Here is a 16745-nt window from a genome sequence, read left to right on the forward strand (position 1 = left end):
CGATCCCCGAAACGGCCAGGTTCGCCGGCCGTTTCCACCCTCGGGGACCCGGTGGTTGGCGATCAGGGGTGAGCTGCGTCACGATGGGGGCCGAGGAGGTCGCCCGATGGCTGACCCGTGGCTCGCCCTGGAGTTCGGCGTCGATCCGGCAGAGCGGATCGCGCAGGTCGGCGCCGCCCACGAGGCGTTCCTCACCGCCGGCGCCGCGCCGCACCGGGTGCGGGAGGTGGTACGCCGCTCGTGGGAACGCTCGGCGCGACTCGACCCGGAGGCCACCCCACCGGTCGACCTGGTCGACGACGCGCTGGCCGCCTACCGGGCCGCCCACCCGCTGGCCCGAGTGCTGCCACTCTTCCGGGACCTGCTCGGCGGCATCGCCCAGGACGGCGCGCACCTGATGGCGGTGTGCGACGCGTACGGGCGGCTGCTCTGGGTGGAGGGACATCCGGGGGTGCTCCGGCACGCCGAGCGGATGAACTTCGTGCCCGGCGCCCGCTGGGACGAGACGCACGCCGGGACCAACGCCCCCGGCACCGCGCTGGCCGTCGACCACAGCGTGCAGATCTTCGCCACCGAGCACTTCAGCCGGCCGGTGCAGCGCTGGACCTGCGCCGCCGCGCCGATCCACGACCCGGTCACCGGGCGGCTGCTCGGCGCGGTCGACATCACCGGCGGCGACCACCTGGCCAACCCGCACAGCCTGGCGCTGGTCCGGGCCACCGCCCGGGCCGCCGAGGCACAGCTGGCCGCCGACCGTCCGGTGGAGCCCGGCGTCGCCATCGTGACCGCACTCGGCCGGGACGAAGCGGAGCTGCGGGTCGACGGACGGCGCATCCGGCTCGGCCGGCGGCACAGCGAGCTGCTGGTACTGCTGCTCCACCACCCCGAGGGGCGCACCGGCGAACAGCTCGGCCTCGACCTGTACGGCGACGACCGGCTGCACCCGGTGACCCTGCGCGCTGAGCTGTCCCGGCTGCGCCGGGTGCTCGGCCCCGAACTGCTCGATTCGCGCCCGTACCGGCTGCGCGGCACCGTCCGGGCCGACTTCACCACCGTCGCCAACCGGCTGGAGCAGGGCGATCCGGCGGGCGCGCTCGACGCGTACCCCGGGCCGTTGCTGCCCGGCTCGGACGCACCGGGAGTGACCCGACTGCGCCGGCTGATCGACGGCCAGCTCCGCGCGGCCGTGCTGGCCGCCACGGACCCGTCGCTGCTCGCGGCCTGGACCGCGACGCCCGCCGGCGCCGACGACCTGACCGCCTGGCAGGCCCTGGCGCGGGCGTTGCCGGTGGGCGCGCCGCGCCGGCCGCTCGCCCTCGCCCGCATCGACCAGCTCGCCGGGGAGTACGACCTACCGCGCGCAACGTGGCTGCAACGTTCCTGAAACTAACGTCGCCGTCGGCACACCCGCACAACGACGGCGGAGGTAACCATGACGCGCTACGACGCGCCCACCCACTGGCAGTCCCGTTACGACCACTTCATCGGCGGCGAGTACGTCAAGCCGCACGGCGGCGCCTACTTCGAGAACCCCACCCCGGTCACCGGGCAGACCTTCACCGAGGTGGCCCGAGGCACCGCCCCGGACGTGGAGAAGGCCCTGGACGCCGCGCACGGCGCGGCCGACGCCTGGGGCCGCACCTCGGTGGCCGAGCGGGCGCTGATCCTCAACCGGATCGCCGACCGGATGCAGGAAAACCTGGAATCGCTGGCCATCGCCGAGAGCTGGGAGAACGGCAAGCCGGTCCGGGAGACGCTGGCGGCCGACATCCCGCTCGCCATCGACCACTTCCGCTACTTCGCCGGGGCCATCCGGGCCCAGGAGGGCTCGCTCGGCGAGCTCGACGACGACACCGTGGCGTACCACTTCCACGAGCCGCTCGGCGTGGTCGGGCAGATCATCCCGTGGAACTTCCCGATCCTGATGGCGACCTGGAAGCTGGCACCCGCGCTGGCCGCCGGCAACGCCGTGGTGCTCAAGCCGGCCGAGCAGACCCCGGCGTCCATCCACTACTGGCTGTCGCTGGTGGCGGACCTGCTGCCGCCGGGCGTGCTCAACATCGTCAACGGCTTCGGCGTGGAGGCCGGCAAGCCGCTGGCGTCCTCGTCCCGGGTGGCCAAGGTGGCGTTCACCGGCGAGACCACCACCGGGCGGCTGATCATGCAGTACGCCAGTGAGAACATCAAGCCGGTCACCCTGGAACTGGGTGGCAAGAGCCCGAACATCTTCTTCGACGACGTCAGCGCGTCCCGCGACGACTTCTTCGACAAGGCGCTCGAAGGCTTCACCATGTTCGCGCTCAACCAGGGTGAGGTCTGCACCTGCCCGTCGCGGGCGCTGATCCAGCAGGGCCACTACAGCGACTTCCTCGCCGCGGCCGTCGAGCGCACGCAGGCGATCGTCGCCGGGCACCCGCTGGACACCGACACGATGATCGGGGCGCAGGCATCCAACGACCAGTTGGAGAAGATCCTGTCCTACCTGGACATCGGTCGGCAGGAGGGTGCCAAGGTGCTCACCGGCGGGTCGCGCGCGGACCTGGGCGGCGAGTTGTCCGGTGGGTACTACGTCGAGCCGACCATCTTCGAGGGCGACAACTCGATGCGGATCTTCCAGGAGGAGATCTTCGGCCCGGTGGTCTCGGTGACCTCCTTCGCCGACCTCGACGACGCCGTCAAGACCGCCAACGACACCCTGTACGGGCTGGGCGCGGGCGTCTGGACCCGGGACATGAACACCGCGTACCGGGCCGGGCGGGCCATCCAGGCCGGCCGGGTGTGGACCAACTGCTACCACGCGTACCCGGCGCACGCCGCGTTCGGCGGGTACAAGCAGTCCGGCATCGGCCGGGAGAACCACAAGATGATGCTGGAGCACTACCAGCAGACCAAGAACCTGCTGGTCAGCTACTCCACCCAGAAGCTCGGCTTTTTCTGATGAACCTCGTCTCCGTGACTCCCGCAGCGGCCGACCTGATCCGGTCGCTGCGGGAGCGGCACGGACCGCTGATGTTCCACCAGTCCGGCGGCTGCTGCGACGGTAGCGCCCCGATGTGCTACCCGGCGGGCGAGTTCCGCACCGGCTCGTCCGACGTGCTGCTCGCCTCGCTCGCGGTCGACGGAGTGTCCGAGCCGGTCGAGTTCTGGATGTCGAAGTCCCAATGGGAGCTGTGGAAGCACACCCGGCTGACCGTCGACGTTGTCCCCGGCCGAGGCAGTGGCTTCTCCCTGGAGGCCCCCGACGGCCTCCGCTTCCTCATCCGCTCCCACCTAGCCGCCTGACGCCGACGCCGGCACGGCTGGGGCGTGGGCGCCGGGGGCACTCGGGCTGGAGAGCGTGATACCTCTGAGGCATAAATATGACTCAGAGGTATCACGCTCTAAACCCAGTCATCCACCCCGCGGGTGACGTGACCGCCGCGCGGGATTAGTCGCAGCCGTAGCCGTCGTTGTCGCGGTCCAGGTCGTAGATGTCGGTGCCAATGACCTTGACAGTGCCACGGACGTAGGCGGGGCCGTTGCCACTGCCGGGCAAACAGTCGACGTCACTGGCGATCGGGACGCAGGGGCTGTAGTTCGGGTCGCAATTCGCCTGCGGCTTCTTGGTGCCGACGGCGACGACCTCGGTCACCGGCTGCTTCGTCACGACGGTCTTGACCAGCTTCTTGCTCGTCTGCACCCCGTCCGTGGTGGTCACCTGATAGGTCAGCGTCTTTACGCCGTCCACACCGTTGGTCCGGACCACCCGCTTGCCCTCGGCCAGGGACGAGTCCTTCACGGTGCGAACACGTCAGCGGGCGTCGAGGAGGGGTTGGTTCGGGTTCCATGGTGGACCACCGGCGGCATCGCGGCGACGGCGGGCGATTGCCGAGAGCGCCTCCAGGACCACCCGGTTCCCCAGGTACGCGGTGATGTCGGCGTGGTCGTACGGCGGGGCGACCTCGACCACGTCCACCCCGACCACGGGCAGCTCGTAACAGACCCGGCGGACGGCGTCGAGCAACTGCCGGGAGGTCAGGCCGCCTGGTTCCGGGGTGCCGGTGCCGGGTGCCATCCCGGGGTCGACCACGTCCACGTCGACGGAGAGGAACACTCCCTCGCACTCGTCGACGACGATCGTGAACGCCTCGGTGAGGCACGTGTCGAGTCCGCGGGCGACCAGCTCGGTCATCTCGTACGACCGCATCCGCTGCTCAGCCATCCAGGACAGGACGTCCGGGCCCGGCCAGTAGCCGCGCAGCCCGATCTGGAGGAAGCGGTCTCCGCGTACCGCGCCGGACTCGATGAGCCGGCGCATCGGCTGGCCGTGCCCGTGCAGCGAGCCGAACTCGATCTCGCCGGTGTCGGCGTGCGCGTCGAAGTGCACCAGCGACACCCGGCCGTGCCCGTGCTGCCGGGCCACGCCGGTGGCGTCGGGCAGCGCGATGGAGTGGTCTCCACCGAGCACCACCGGGATGGCACCGGCGGATGAGGCGGCGTACACCGCTGCTTCCAGGGCGGCCAGCGAGCGTTCGATGTCGCCGGAGAACATCTCGACATCGCCGGCGTCGTACACCCGCAGGTCGCGGAGCGCGTCGACGCGCAGCGCGAGCGACGGGCGGGAGCCATCGTGGGCCAGATAGCACGCCTGGCGGATCGCCGATGGCCCGAACCGGGTGCCGGGCCGGTGCGAGGTGCCACCGTCGAAGGGGGCCCCGATGATCACCACGTCGGCGTCGGCGTACGACGCGGAGTCGTCGAGCGTGCACCGGTCCACCCCGAGGAAGGTGACGTCCGGCCCGTACATGGCCCCGTAGCGGCTCATCGCTCCTCCATTCCCCACGGCGATCCGTAGGCGGTAAGCAGGTCGAGGAAGGGCATCGGGGGCAGCGCCTCCGGGCCGAGTACGCCGACGCCGGACCAGACTCCGGTGGCGAGCAGCTCCAGCGCGACCACCGGGTTGACCGCGGTCTGCCAGACCACCGCCTGGTGGCCGTACTCCCGCATCGACCACTCGTTGTCGACCACGTGGTACAGGTAGACCTCCCGGGGCTGCCCGTCGGGGCCGAGACCGCGCACCCAGGTGCCGGCGCAGGTCTTGCCGCGCATCCGCTCGCCGAGGGTGGCCGGGTCGGGCAGACAGGCCGCGACCACGTCGCGCGGGGACACCTCGACGCCGCGCACCCGGACCGGGGAAGCAGCGTCCAGGCCGAGTTTGTGCAGCGTCTTGAGCACCTCGATGAACTCGTCGCCGAGGCCGTACTTGAAGGTGACCCGGCGGGCCTTGACCCAGCGCGGGATGAGCAGCACCTCCTCGTGCTCGACGTTGACGCACTCGACCGGCCCGATCCCCTCGGGGAAGTGGAAGACCTCCGGCTCGGAGAACGGCTCGGTCGTGTACCAGCCCCGATCCTTCTCCCAGACCACCGGCGGGTTGAGGCACTCCTCGATGGTGGTCCAGATGGAGAACGAGGGCGCGAAGTCGTAGCCGTCGACGGTGAGGTTCGCGCCGTCCCGGACGCCGATCTCGTCGATCTCGCTGAACAACTCGTCGGCGGCGTACCGGGCGAACACGTCGGACAGGCCGGGTTCGACGCCGATGCCGCAGAGCGCCAGCCGACCGGCCGTGGACCAGGCATCGGACACCGCGAACTGCTCGTCGCCGAGCATCACCCCGGTCTCGGCGTACGGGCGGGACGGGTGCGGGTGCGACAGCGACATCGCCATGTCGAGGTAGTCCGCACCGGCCGCGAACGCACCGTCGAAGATCGGCATGACGAAGCGCGGGTCGACGGCGTTGAGTACGTGGGTGATCCGGTGCTCCCGGCAGAGCGCGGCGACCGCGTCGGCCGACGAGGCGTCCACCTGGGCGGCGACGAAGCGGTCACCGTGCCCGGCGATCGCCCGCTCGGCGCGGCCCGGGTCGTGGTCGGCGACCACCATGGTCTCGAAGTAGGAGCGTCGGGCGGCGATGGCTACGGCGGCGGAGCCGACGCCACCGGCGCCGACGAGGAGGACACGCATCAGGAATCAAACCCCAAACCGAGACGATCGAGAGTACGGAGCCAGAGGTCGCGACGGCCGTCGCGCGCGTCAGCACGGGCCATTGACCAGCGGGTGAGGTTGATGCCGATCGCGCGGACGGGTTCCGGCGGGAACGGCAGTGGCTTGCTGCGGACCAGGTCGAGCCGGGTCAGCGGGGTGTCCCCGCCGGCCAGCAGGTCGAGCAGTACCCGGGCTCCGAAGCGGGTGGCCCCCACGCCGAGACCGGTGTAGCCGGCCGCGTACGCCAGCCGGCCGCCGTACGCGGTGCCGAAGAACGGGCAGAACCGGGTGCAGGTGTCGATGACGCCGCCCCAGCGGTGGCTGAAGCGCACGTCGGCGAGCTGCGGGAAGGTGGTGAAGAAGTGCGCGGCGAGGGCGGCGAAGGTGGCCGGGCGCTGTTCCAGCTCCGGCGCTACCCGGTTGCCGTAGTGGTAGACCGCGTCGTAGCCGCCGAAGAGGATCCGCCCGTCGGCGGTGATCCGGTAGTAGTGGAACTGGTTGCCGGTGTCGGCCAGCCCCTGCCGGTTGCGCCAGCCGATCGCGTCCCGCTGGGCCGGGGTGAGCGGTTCGGTCATCAGCACGTGGTCGTAGACCGGCACCAGGTACGCCCGCAGCCGGCGCAGCAGCGGCGGGAAGGCGTTGGTGGCCAGCACGATTCGTCGGGCCCGCACCGACCCGGGCCGACCTGCGGCCGGCGCACCGGCCATGCCGGCGTCGGCGGGATCGGTGCCGAGGGTGCTGGCGTACAGCGCGGCACCGTCGGCGCGTAGCCCGGTGACCCGGGTGTGCTCGTGCACCCGCACGCCGAGGTCGAGGCAGGCGCGGCGCAGCCCCCACGCCAGCTTCGCCGGGTCCAGCATGGCCACCCGGTCGGCGTCGAACATCCCACCCAGGTACGTCGGTGAGTTGACTTCGGCGCGCACCTCGTCGCGGTCCAGCAGCCGCACGTGGTGGCCGTACCGCTGGGCCAGCTCCGCGTCGGCGGCCAGCCCGGCCACCTGGTACGGCGCGACGGCGACTGCCAGCTCGCCGGTGCGCTCGAAGTCGCAGTCGATGCCGAAATCGGCGACGGTGGCGGCGATGGCGTCCAGGTTCTCCCGGCCGAGTCGTTCCAGCTCGCCGATCTCACCGGGGAACCGGTCGACGCCGTTGGCCAGCCCGTGGGTGAGCGAGGCCGCGCAGAACCCGCCGTTGCGCCCAGACGCGGCCCAGCCGCAGGTACCGGCGTCGAGCAGCAGCACGTCGCGGTCGGGGTCGGCCTGCTTGGCCAGCAGGGCGGCCCAGAGCCCGCTGTACCCGCCACCGATCACCAACAGGTCGGCGTCCTGCGGGCCGGCGAGCGGCGGAAGCGGGTCGGGGCGGTCCGGGCGGTCGAGCCAGTACGGCACGGGCGCCGCGTCGGCCAGCGCCCGGCCGGTATGCGGCAGGGTCATGACGACCGGCGCGTCTGACGGCCCGATGCCGTGCCGGCCAGCAGGTTGGCACGGCGGGATCGCCGGCCGCGCAGCGAGCTGAGCCCGACCAGCAGCAGCGCGATCGCGAACATCGCGGTGCCGATGACGTTGACCTGCGGCGGGATGCCCCGCTGGGCGGCACCCCAGACGTACATCGGGAACGTGACGGTGGTGCCGGCGTTGAAGTTCGTGATGATGAAGTCGTCGAAGCTCAGCGAGAAGGCCAGCAGCGCGGCGGCCACGATGCCGGGCAGCACCAGCGGCAGGGTGATCCGCCGGAAGGTCTGCCACTCGCTGGCGTAGAGGTCCATGGCGGCCTCCTCCAGCCGCCGGTCCATCCCGGCCAGCCGCGCCTTGACCGTGACCACCACGAACGAGACGCAGAACATCACGTGCGCGATGACGATGGTCCAGAAGCCCTGCGGCACCCCGGCGGAGACGAAGAGGGCCAGCAGCGAGGTGCCCATCACCAGCTCCGGGGTGGCCATCGGCAGGAAGATCAGCACGTTGATGCCGGACCGGCCGCGGAAGCGGTGCCGGACCAGCGCGAACGCCATCAGGGTGCCGAGCACGGTGGCGACCACGGTGGCGATGAAGCCGATCTGCACGCTCCGGACGACCGCGTCGCACATGTCGGAGGTGGCGCACGGCTGACGCCAGTTGTCCAGGGTGAACTCGTTGAAGTCGTACGACAGCCGGCTCGACGGCCGGTTGAACGACAGCCCGGCCACCACCAGGATCGGCAGCGCCAGGTAGCCGAGCACCAGCAGCGCCACGATCATCACCCAGCGGTCGGCCAGCCAGCGGGACACTCTCATCAGAGAACCTCCTCCGTGCCGGCCTTGCGCAGGTAGCCGAAGACCACCGCGAGGATCGCCGCCATCAGCAGGAACGACAGCGCCGCGCCCTGCGGGTAGTCCAGCCGGACCAGGAACGCCGAGTCGATGACGTTGCCGATCATGTACTCGTTCGGGGTGCCGAGCAGCTCGGCGTTGATGTAGTCACCGCTGGCCGGAATGAAGAACAGCAGCGTGCCGGCGATCAGGCCGGGCATGGACAGCGGCAGGGTCACCCGGCGGAACGCCTGTACCGGGCTGGCGTACAGGTCACTGGCCGCCTCCAGCAGCCGGTAGTCCAGCCGTTCCAGGCTCGCGTACAGCGGCAGCACCAGGAACGGCAGGAAGTTGTACGTCAGGCCGAGCACCACGGCGAACGGGGTGGCCAGCAGCCGGCCGTCCGGGGCGAGCAGGTGCACGTCGCGCAGCAGGCCGACCAGCGCGCCGTTGTCCGACAGGATGGTCTTCCAGGCCAGCGTGCGGACCAGGAAGCTGGTGAACATCGGCGCTACCACGCAGACGAGCAGCAGGTTCTTCCACCGGCCGGCCTTCTGCGCGATGGCGTACGCCAGTGGGTAGCCGAGCAGCAGCGCCAGCACCAGGGCCAGACCGGCGTAGCCGAACGAGCGGAGGAACTGCGGCCAGTACGCCTGCAACACGTCCGGGTAGTTGCCGAACGCCCAGGTCATCGCGTACCCGGTGGAGAGCGAGCCGCTGGGGTCGTAGAGGCTGGCCGAGGCGAGCTGCACCAGCGGCACGCCGAAGAAGACCAGCAGCCAGGCCGCGCCGGGCAGCAGCAGCAGGTACGGCAGCAGGCGGTACTTCCCGGACCGGGCGGCCGGCGGCGTGGGCGGCGGCTGCCCCGATCCGGTGGGCACCTGGGCCAGGAGGGTCACGACGACGCACCCACCGGCTCGTCGAGCACCGGGGAGGTCCGATCGGTGTCGGCGGCATCCCGGGGCAGCAGGAACGCGTGCCGCGGGTCCCAGTACGCCACCGCCTCGCTGCCGACCGGAACCTGCGCCACCGCACCGCTGTTGGCCGCGAAGACCGACAGTTCGGTGCCCCAGCCGGTGCGCAGGAGGTACTGCGTGCTGACTCCGACGTAGGAGGCGTCGGTGACCACCCCGGTGACGTGCTGGTGGCCCGCGGGCACCTGGTCGGCGGAGCCGACCAGATGGAGCTTCTCCGGGCGTACCCCCAGGTGGACCGGGCCCTGGTCGGCCCGGGCGCGGCCGGCGGGCACCGAGAAGCGCGCGCCGTGCGCGGTCACCGCGACCTCGCCGCCGCCGGTGCCGGCGGCTTCGCCGGCGAGCAGGTTGGACTGGCCGAGGAAGTTCGCCACGAAGGCGGTTGCCGGGAACTCGTAGATGTCGGCCGGGGTGCCGAGCTGCTCGATCCGGCCGGCGTTCATCACCGCGACCGTGTCGGCCATGGTCATGGCCTCCTCCTGGTCGTGCGTGACGTGCACGAAGGTGATGCCCACCTCGGTCTGGATCCGCTTCAGCTCGATCTGCATCTGCCGACGCAGCTTCAGGTCGAGCGCGCCGAGCGGCTCGTCCAGCAGCAGTACCTGCGGCTGGTTGATCAGCGCACGGGCCAGCGCGACCCGTTGCTGCTGGCCGCCGGAGAGCTGGGCCGGGCGACGGTTGCCGTAGTCGTCGAGCTGCACCAGCGACAGCATCCGCATGACCTCGTCGTCGACCGAGCGGATGCCACGCCGACGCAGCCCGAAGGCCACGTTCTCGAAGATGTTCAGGTGCGGGAAGAGCGCGTAGCTCTGGAAGACGGTGTTGACCGGGCGCTTGTACGGCCGCAGCCGGGCGATGTCCCGGTCGCCGAGCAGCACCTGGCCGCTGGTCGGCTCCTCCAGACCGGCGATCATCCGCAGCGTGGTGGTCTTGCCGCAGCCGGACGCGCCGAGCAGGGCGAAGAACGAGCCCTGCGGAACGGTCAGGCTGAGGTCGTCGACCGCGGTGAAGATGCCGAACCGCTTGGTGAGGTTGGCCAGGCGCAGGTCGCCGGCGGGTGTCTCGCGCGCCATCCCCGTCACGCTCCGATGACCTGCTGGAACTTGCCCTCGAACTCCTTCTCCTGCTTCTCGTCCAGGGCCATGAACACCTTGGACTTCGACAGCAGCGCCTCGTCGGGGAAGATCAGCGGGTTGGCGGCCAGCTCCGGGTCGATCTTCTCCATCTCGGCCTGGGCGCCCTTGACGGGGCAGATGTAGTTGACGTACGCGGCGAGCGTCGCGGCGGCGGCCGGCTCGTAGTAGTAGTTGATCAGCGCCTCGGCGTTGCCCTTGTGGGTGGCCTTGTTGGGGACCATCATGTTGTCGCTGAACAGCATCACGCCGGAGTCGGGTGCGACGAACTGCACCTTCTCGTTCTCGCTGGAGAGCTGGATGACGTCGCCGGACCAGCCGATGCATGCGGCGATGTCGCCCTTTGCCAGGTCGGGTGCGTAGTCGTTGCCGGTGAACTTGCGAATCTGCCCCGAGTCGACGGCCTTCTTGAGCTTGTTGAGCGCGTCGTCGAACTGGGCCGTGGTGAAGTTGGCCGGGTCGTGCCCGTTGGACTGCATCAGCAGGCCCATGGTGTCGCGCATCTCGCTGAGCGCCGTCACCTTGCCCTTGAGATCGGGGCGGGTGAGCAGCTCGTCCACAGTGCGCAGCTCCTTGGTGACACTGCCGTTGTACGCCAACCCGGCGAGGCCGGACTGCCACGGGATGGAGATCCGGTTCTCAGTGTCGAAGGAACGGTTGAGCAGCGACGGAAGCAGGTTGGCCTGGACGTTCGGGATCTTCGCCGGGTCGAGCTTCTGGATCCAGCCGAGCCGGATCATCCGGGCCGCCATCCAGTCGGTCAGCACGATGATGTCCCGGTCGGTGCTCTGGCAGGCCGCGAGTTGGTTCTGCACCTTGCCGAAGAACTCGTTGTTGTCGTTGATGTCCTCGGTGTACGTGACCTGGATGCCGCTCTTGGTGATGAACCCGTCCAGGCTGGGCCGCTTGGACTCGTCCTTCTCGTCCACGTCCATGTACTGCGGCCAGTTGGAGAAGGCAAGCTTCTTCTCGGTGCCGGAGAGGTCCTCGCTGACGCAGCCGGCCTCGGTCTGCTGGGCACCCTTGGTGCCGCAGCCGGCGAGGCTGCCGCCAGCGGCGAGCAACGCAGCCGAACCGAGAGTGCCGGTGAGCAGTCCACGCCGGGTGAGGGGCCGGAGGGGAGTACGCATGACGACTCCTAGGGGGTCATCGTCGGCGGGCGGGACGGGGGTGGCGCGCCGGCGGGAGGTCAGGTGCCAGGGACGACTGATCCTGACATGAGGTGACCTCCCTTACAAGGGATTCCGTTGCGGGAATAGCGATGCACGACGAAATACGCCAGACTGCGCGGGGACACACGCGCGACATCACGATTCGGGACATGGGGAACGGACGATGACGAACCGACAGCATGAGAACGGCACCGGCGGGCGACGGGTAGCTGTCCGTGAAGGTGCCAATCACGCTCTGCTGGACGACGTGGCCAAACAGATCATCGAACAGCTCCAGGAGGACGGCCGCCGGCCGTACGCCACCATCGGCAAGGCGGTCGGGCTCTCCGAGGCGGCGGTCCGCCAGCGGGTGCAGCGGCTGCTCGACTCCGGCGTGATGCAGATCGTCGCGGTGACCGATCCACTCCAGCTCGGCTTCCCCCGGCAGGCGATGATCGGCCTGCGTACCGACGGCGACCTGGAGGCGGTGGCCGACCGGCTGGCCGAACTGGTGGAGGTCGACTACGTGGTGATCACCGCCGGGTCGTTCGACCTGCTCACCGAGGTGGTCTGCCGCAACGACGACCACCTGCTGGAGATCCTGCAACGGCTGCGCGCGGTGCCCGGGGTGCTCTCCACCGAGGCGTTCGTCTACCTCAAGCTGCGCAAGCAGACCTACACCTGGGGTACGGCCTGACGCATGCCCTTGATCCACTCGACATCCCCGATATCGCGGTATCAACCCTGCCCTGACACCGCAGTTTTGGCGATATGGAGTGGATCAGTGGGTCGGCTGGCGAAGAGCGTCGACGAAGGACGCCCAGGCGGCCGGAGCGAAGGTCAGGGTGCCGCCGTCGCGGTCCTTGCTGTCCCGGACCAGCACCCGGCCGGGCAGATTGTCGGCCACCTCAACGCAGTCGCCGCCGTTGTTGCTGCTGCGAGTCGCGGTACGCCAGCGGGCGTCGGTCATGTCCATGTCTTGGCCACTTCCCTGATCAGCTCGATCGACCGGCGTTGGGGGAACGCCTCGCCGGTGACGCTCTCCCACCTGCGTCCAAGGCTAGCGACGTCGATGGGATCGGTCACGACCTGACCGCGTAGCTGGTTGTCGAGATACGCCAATTCCGTCCCGTCGGGCAGCCGGCCCAGAACGAAGGGACCGGCCAGACCGGTGTGCCACGGACTGTCGGCCGGAATCACCCGGACCTGCACGTGCTCCCAGTCGGCCACCGCCGCGAGGTGCGCCAGTTGTCCGGCCATCACCGACCCGTCGCCGACCGGCCGGCGAAGCACCACCTCGTCGATCACCGCGACGAGTTGCGGTGGGTGGTCCGCGGCGAGGACGGACTGACGCTCGATCCGGCTCGTCACGATCTGGTCCACCTCGGCCGGCGCGACCAGCCCGCCGGTGCCCAGCACCGCGCGGGCGTACCCCTCGGTCTGTAGTAGGCCCGGCACCAGCAGCGGCTGATAGGACCGGATCGAGGTGGCGTCCTGTTCGAGTTCGGCCCAGGGGCGAAACCACGGCAGGTCGCGGCGGCGGAACGGCTCGGGCCAGAGGTCGGCGGCATCCCGGCGCAGCACCTCCGCAACCGCGACCCGGGTACGCGGGTGTGGAATGCGCCCCGCGGCGAGCCACCGCGCCGCCGACTTCGGATGGACGTCGACCTTCTCGGCCAGCGACTCGACCGTCTCGCCCGCCTCGGCCATCGCCACCCGCAACGCCTCGTTCGCCACCGGATCCTCCTGCCAGCCAGGTGCACACTGCGGCGCACAGTAGCCACGCTCCGTGTCCGTGTCCGCCGACTACCGGCGTGTTGCGGTGGACGTGTTGGCGCGCATCCAAGACGCTCCGCAACAGCCCCGAAGGTGCTCTGCCACCGTCCCGCGCGCGCCCACGCCCCCGCGCCACGCCGACCCGCCGGGTTGATCCACTCGACATCCCCGATATCGCGCTATCAACCTCGTCCCAAGCCCCCACATCGGCGATATGGAGTGGATCAACCCGCTGCCAACGCCCGGCGGCAGGCGGGTCAGCCGTCGACGGGCGGCGGCGGGGCGCGGGGCGGCGCGGGGCGCGGGGCGGCGCGGGGCGTGGGGCGGCGCGGGGCGCGGGGCGGCGCGGGGCGCGGGGCGGCGCGGGGCGGGGAGGCGGCGGGCGGGTGCCCATATTTGGGGCAGCTCGACAGCGGGGCGCGACCACACCCGCCGGGTCACAGGGCAGGCACCCGCCGACCAGGCCGGCCGCCCGTGATACGAATTCCGTTGCGCATACAGTAACCCCTCGCTGAATCCGTTGCGCTCGGGCCAGTGCGCCACCGATACCACTTGCCTCGGAGCACAAGACTGTGCGATAACCGTTGGCAGAGCGGCCGGCGTCACCCCTTGGACCGGCCCGACGAACCGATGGGGCTGACATGGCCAACGCCACCGACCACCTGTGGATGCACTTCACCCGGATGGCGAGCTACTCCGCCGGCGAGGTGCCGACCATCGTGCGCGGCGAGGGCGCATACGTGTGGGACGCCCAGGGTCGCCGCTATCTGGACGGGCTCGCCGGGCTCTTCGTCGTCAACGCCGGCCACGGCCGCACCGAGCTGGCCGAGGCGGCCGCGAAGCAGGCCGGTGAGCTGGCGTACTTCCCGCTCTGGTCGTACGCCCACCCGAAGGCCGTCGAGCTGGCCGAGAAGATCGCCACGCTCGCCCCCGGCGACCTGAACCGGGTCTTCTTCACCACCGGCGGCTCCGAGGCCGTCGAGGCCGCGTGGAAGCTGGCCCGGGCCTACTTCAAGCGCACCGGCCAGCCCAACAAGTACAAGGTGATCAGTCGGTACATCGCCTACCACGGCACCTCGATGGGCGCGCTGTCGATCACCGGCCTGCCCGGCATCAAGAGCGACTTCGAGCCGCTGGTGCCCGGCGCGATCAAGGTGCCGAACACCAACTTCTACCGCGCCCCGGAGCACGGCGACTCGCCCGAGGCATTCGGCCGCTGGGCCGCCGACGAGATCGGCCGGGCCATCGAGCGGGAGGGGCCGGACACTGTCGCCGCGGTCTTCCTGGAGCCGGTGCAGAACTCCGGCGGCTGCTTCCCACCCCCGCCCGGCTACTTCGAGCGGGTCCGGGAGATCTGCGACGCGTACGACGTGCTGCTCGTCTCCGACGAGGTGATCTGCTCCTGGGGGCGGCTCGGCGAATACTTCGGCGCCGTGCGGTACGGCTACCAGCCGGACATCATCACCACTGCCAAGGGCATCACCTCCGGGTACGCCCCGCTCGGCGCGATGATCGCCAGCGACCGGTTGATGGAGCCGTTCCTCACCGAGACCGGGATGTTCGCCCACGGGGTGACCTTCGGTGGCCACCCGGTGTCCTGCGCGGTGGCCCTGGCCAACCTGGAGGTCTTCGCCCGCGAGGACCTGATCGGGCACGTACGGGCCAACGAGGACGCCTTCCGATCCACCCTGGAGAAGCTGTACGACCTGCCGATCGTTGGCGACGTTCGCGGCGACGGCTACTTCTACGGCATCGAACTGGTCAAGGACAAGACGACCCGGGAGACCTTCGACGAGGCCGAGTCGGAGCGGCTGCTGCGCGGCTTCCTGTCCACGGCACTGTTCCAGGCCGGGCTCTACTGCCGGGCCGACGACCGGGGCGACCCCGTCGTGCAGCTCGCCCCGCCGCTGATCGCCGAGCAGCAGCACTTCGACGAGATCGAGCAGATCCTGCGCACGGTGCTCACCGAGGCATGGGCACGACTCTGACCGGCGATCCGGCCGGGATGCCCCGCTATCGGGAGCTGTCGCACTGGCTGTCCACCGTGGACGACCCGCTGACCCCACGACCGGCGCTGCCCGGCGACACGGACGCCGACGTGGTGATCGTGGGCGCCGGCTACACCGGGCTGTGGACGGCGTACCACCTGGCCCGGGCCGAGCCTGGGCTCCGGATCATCGTGCTGGAGAAGGAGATCGCCGGGTACGGGGCGTCCGGTCGCAACGGCGGCTGGTGCTCGGCGCTCTTCCCCACCTCCCTGACCGGGCTGGCCCGCCGGCACGGACGGGACGCGGCGGTCGCCATGCAGCAGGCCCTGCACAAAACGGTCCGCGAGGTGGGTCGGGTGGTCGCGGCGGAGGGCATCGACTGCGACTGGGCAGACGGCGGCACGATCACCCTGGCCCGCACCGGCCCGCAACTCGTCCGTGCGCGGGCCGCCGTGGACGAGGCCCGCGAGTTCGGTTTCGGCGCGGAGCACCTGGCGCTGCTCGACGCCGGCGAGGCCGCCGCCCGCTGCGCCGCCGAGGGGGTACGCGGTGGGACGTACACCCCGCACTGCGCGACCGTGCACCCGGCGAAGCTGGTCCGTGGCCTGGCCCGGGTGGTGGAACGACTCGGGGTGACCATCCACGAGCACACCCCGGTCACCGCGATCCGGGCCGGCGCGGCGGTCACCGCCGCCGGCACGGTACGGGCGCCGGTGGTGGTCCGGGCGACCGAGGGGTACACGCCCACGCTGCCCGGTCAGCGGCGGGCCGTGGCGCCGGTGTACTCGCTGATGGTGGCCACCGAACCGCTGCCGACGGAGACCTGGGCACGGATCGGGCTGGCCCAGCGCGAGACGTTCTCCGACCACCGACACGTGATCATCTACGGCCAGCGCACCGCCGACGGTCGGCTGGCGTTCGGCGGGCGCGGTGCTCCGTACCATTTCGGGTCCCGGGTCTCCCCCGACTACGACCGGGAGCCACGGGTCTTCGCCGCGCTACGACGGACGCTCGGGGAGCTCTTCCCGGTGCTCGGCCTGGACGTGCCGGTGACGCACACCTGGGGCGGGCCGCTCGGGGTGGCCCGGGACTGGGCCGCCTCGGTCGGCTTCGACCGGGCCAGCGGCCTGGCCTGGGCGGGCGGCTACGTCGGGGACGGGGTGGGCTCCAGCAACCTCGCCGGCCGCACCCTGGCGGACCTGATCCGTGGCGAACGCACCGAGCTGACCACCCTGCCCTGGGTCAACCACCGCTCCCCCCGCTGGGAGCCGGAACCCCTGCGTTGGCTGGCGGTCAACGCCGGCCTACGACTCATGACCAGCGCCGACGCAGCGGAATCCCGCACCAACCGCCCGTCCCGCCGAGCAACGACCTTCTCCCGCCTCCTAGGCAACTAACCGCGCCCCCGCACG

The 16745-nt window shown here is 70.7% G+C and carries 16 protein-coding genes; 6 read left to right on the top strand and 10 right to left on the bottom strand.

Annotated features, from left to right (window positions below; all coding sequences use genetic code 11):
• Positions 1–106 precede the first annotated feature (106 nt).
• From OG990_RS24605 to OG990_RS24615, 3 genes are read left to right on the top strand one after another with little or no spacing between them, the layout of a single operon-like run.
• Positions 107–1384, top strand: coding sequence for a GAF domain-containing protein (locus OG990_RS24605; RefSeq protein ID WP_406077324.1), 1278 nt, complete (start codon positions 107–109; stop codon positions 1382–1384).
• A 48-nt stretch (positions 1385–1432) separates the two neighbouring features.
• A complete protein-coding gene (adh, locus tag OG990_RS24610) occupies positions 1433–2938 on the top strand; it encodes an aldehyde dehydrogenase (RefSeq protein WP_355606522.1) in 1506 nt (501 codons plus the stop codon).
• On the top strand, positions 2935–3282 hold the full coding sequence (locus OG990_RS24615; protein ID WP_355606798.1) for a DUF779 domain-containing protein: 348 nt from the start codon (positions 2935–2937) through the stop codon (positions 3280–3282). The genes adh and OG990_RS24615 overlap by 4 nt, the downstream gene beginning before the upstream one ends.
• Before the next feature lie 145 nt (positions 3283–3427).
• Here the strand turns inward: OG990_RS24615 and OG990_RS24620 are convergent, their stop codons facing one another.
• From OG990_RS24620 to OG990_RS24655, 8 genes are read right to left on the bottom strand one after another with little or no spacing between them, the layout of a single operon-like run.
• Positions 3428–3778 (bottom strand): G5 domain-containing protein, encoded by a 351-nt coding sequence (locus OG990_RS24620; RefSeq protein ID WP_406077325.1) that lies wholly within the window; start codon positions 3776–3778, stop codon positions 3428–3430.
• 12 nt (positions 3779–3790) lie between these two features.
• Entirely contained in the window at positions 3791–4804 is a 1014-nt protein-coding gene (speB, locus tag OG990_RS24625; RefSeq protein ID WP_406077326.1) for an agmatinase, read from the bottom strand.
• Positions 4801–6003: a saccharopine dehydrogenase C-terminal domain-containing protein gene (locus OG990_RS24630; RefSeq protein WP_355606514.1), complete on the bottom strand. Its 1203-nt coding sequence runs from the start codon at positions 6001–6003 to the stop codon at positions 4801–4803. The genes speB and OG990_RS24630 overlap by 4 nt, the downstream gene beginning before the upstream one ends.
• On the bottom strand, positions 6003–7457 hold the full coding sequence (locus OG990_RS24635) for an NAD(P)/FAD-dependent oxidoreductase (RefSeq protein WP_406077327.1): 1455 nt from the start codon (positions 7455–7457) through the stop codon (positions 6003–6005). The genes OG990_RS24630 and OG990_RS24635 overlap by 1 nt, the downstream gene beginning before the upstream one ends.
• Positions 7454–8296 (bottom strand): ABC transporter permease, encoded by an 843-nt coding sequence (locus OG990_RS24640; protein WP_355606508.1) that lies wholly within the window; start codon positions 8294–8296, stop codon positions 7454–7456. The genes OG990_RS24635 and OG990_RS24640 overlap by 4 nt, the downstream gene beginning before the upstream one ends.
• Complete coding sequence (locus OG990_RS24645) at positions 8296–9210, bottom strand: ABC transporter permease (protein WP_328423717.1); 915 nt, start codon at positions 9208–9210, stop codon at positions 8296–8298. The genes OG990_RS24640 and OG990_RS24645 overlap by 1 nt, the downstream gene beginning before the upstream one ends.
• On the bottom strand, positions 9207–10358 hold the full coding sequence (locus OG990_RS24650) for an ABC transporter ATP-binding protein (protein WP_355606504.1): 1152 nt from the start codon (positions 10356–10358) through the stop codon (positions 9207–9209). Before OG990_RS24650 ends, OG990_RS24645 begins: the two co-directional genes overlap by 4 nt.
• 5 nt (positions 10359–10363) lie before the next feature.
• Positions 10364–11548 (bottom strand): spermidine/putrescine ABC transporter substrate-binding protein, encoded by a 1185-nt coding sequence (locus tag OG990_RS24655; protein ID WP_328423713.1) that lies wholly within the window; start codon positions 11546–11548, stop codon positions 10364–10366.
• Between the two features lie 205 nt (positions 11549–11753).
• On the opposite strand from OG990_RS24655, the gene OG990_RS24660 reads away from it, so the two are divergent.
• Entirely contained in the window at positions 11754–12266 is a 513-nt protein-coding gene (locus OG990_RS24660) for an Lrp/AsnC family transcriptional regulator (protein ID WP_328423711.1), read from the top strand.
• Between the two features lie 84 nt (positions 12267–12350).
• Here the strand turns inward: OG990_RS24660 and OG990_RS24665 are convergent, their stop codons facing one another.
• Both OG990_RS24665 and OG990_RS24670 read right to left on the bottom strand, forming a co-directional pair.
• On the bottom strand, positions 12351–12545 hold the full coding sequence (locus OG990_RS24665; protein ID WP_406077328.1) for a DUF397 domain-containing protein: 195 nt from the start codon (positions 12543–12545) through the stop codon (positions 12351–12353).
• On the bottom strand, positions 12536–13279 hold the full coding sequence (locus OG990_RS24670) for a DUF5753 domain-containing protein (protein WP_406081866.1): 744 nt from the start codon (positions 13277–13279) through the stop codon (positions 12536–12538). The genes OG990_RS24665 and OG990_RS24670 overlap by 10 nt, the downstream gene beginning before the upstream one ends.
• 707 nt (positions 13280–13986) lie before the next feature.
• On the opposite strand from OG990_RS24670, the gene OG990_RS24675 reads away from it, so the two are divergent.
• Together OG990_RS24675 and OG990_RS24680 are read left to right on the top strand one after the other, a co-directional pair.
• Positions 13987–15333, top strand: coding sequence for an aspartate aminotransferase family protein (locus tag OG990_RS24675; RefSeq protein WP_328423707.1), 1347 nt, complete (start codon positions 13987–13989; stop codon positions 15331–15333).
• Positions 15334–15350: 17 nt separating this feature from the next.
• Positions 15351–16730 (top strand): NAD(P)/FAD-dependent oxidoreductase, encoded by a 1380-nt coding sequence (locus tag OG990_RS24680; RefSeq protein ID WP_406081868.1) that lies wholly within the window; start codon positions 15351–15353, stop codon positions 16728–16730.
• Positions 16731–16745 lie beyond the last annotated feature (15 nt).

It is taken from the genome of Micromonospora sp. NBC_00858 (genome assembly GCF_045207365.1).
GTDB lineage: Bacteria > Actinomycetota > Actinomycetes > Mycobacteriales > Micromonosporaceae > Micromonospora.

What these genes read in the sequence shown, in the direction of transcription:
- OG990_RS24605 (WP_406077324.1), top strand. Translation starts at nt 107, where the DNA reads ATGGCTGACCCGTGGCTCGCCCTGGAGTTCGGCGTCGATCCGGCAGAG.
- adh (WP_355606522.1), top strand. Translation starts at nt 1,433, where the DNA reads ATGACGCGCTACGACGCGCCCACCCACTGGCAGTCCCGTTACGACCAC.
- speB (WP_406077326.1), bottom strand. Translation starts at nt 4,804, where the DNA reads ATGAGCCGCTACGGGGCCATGTACGGGCCGGACGTCACCTTCCTCGGG.
- OG990_RS24630 (WP_355606514.1), bottom strand. Translation starts at nt 6,003, where the DNA reads ATGCGTGTCCTCCTCGTCGGCGCCGGTGGCGTCGGCTCCGCCGCCGTA.
- OG990_RS24635 (WP_406077327.1), bottom strand. Translation starts at nt 7,457, where the DNA reads ATGACCCTGCCGCATACCGGCCGGGCGCTGGCCGACGCGGCGCCCGTG.
- OG990_RS24640 (WP_355606508.1), bottom strand. Translation starts at nt 8,296, where the DNA reads ATGAGAGTGTCCCGCTGGCTGGCCGACCGCTGGGTGATGATCGTGGCG.
- OG990_RS24650 (WP_355606504.1), bottom strand. Translation starts at nt 10,358, where the DNA reads ATGGCGCGCGAGACACCCGCCGGCGACCTGCGCCTGGCCAACCTCACC.
- OG990_RS24655 (WP_328423713.1), bottom strand. Translation starts at nt 11,548, where the DNA reads ATGCGTACTCCCCTCCGGCCCCTCACCCGGCGTGGACTGCTCACCGGC.
- OG990_RS24660 (WP_328423711.1), top strand. Translation starts at nt 11,754, where the DNA reads ATGACGAACCGACAGCATGAGAACGGCACCGGCGGGCGACGGGTAGCT.
- OG990_RS24665 (WP_406077328.1), bottom strand. Translation starts at nt 12,545, where the DNA reads ATGGACATGACCGACGCCCGCTGGCGTACCGCGACTCGCAGCAGCAAC.
- OG990_RS24670 (WP_406081866.1), bottom strand. Translation starts at nt 13,279, where the DNA reads ATGGCCGAGGCGGGCGAGACGGTCGAGTCGCTGGCCGAGAAGGTCGAC.
- OG990_RS24675 (WP_328423707.1), top strand. Translation starts at nt 13,987, where the DNA reads ATGGCCAACGCCACCGACCACCTGTGGATGCACTTCACCCGGATGGCG.
- OG990_RS24680 (WP_406081868.1), top strand. Translation starts at nt 15,351, where the DNA reads ATGCCCCGCTATCGGGAGCTGTCGCACTGGCTGTCCACCGTGGACGAC.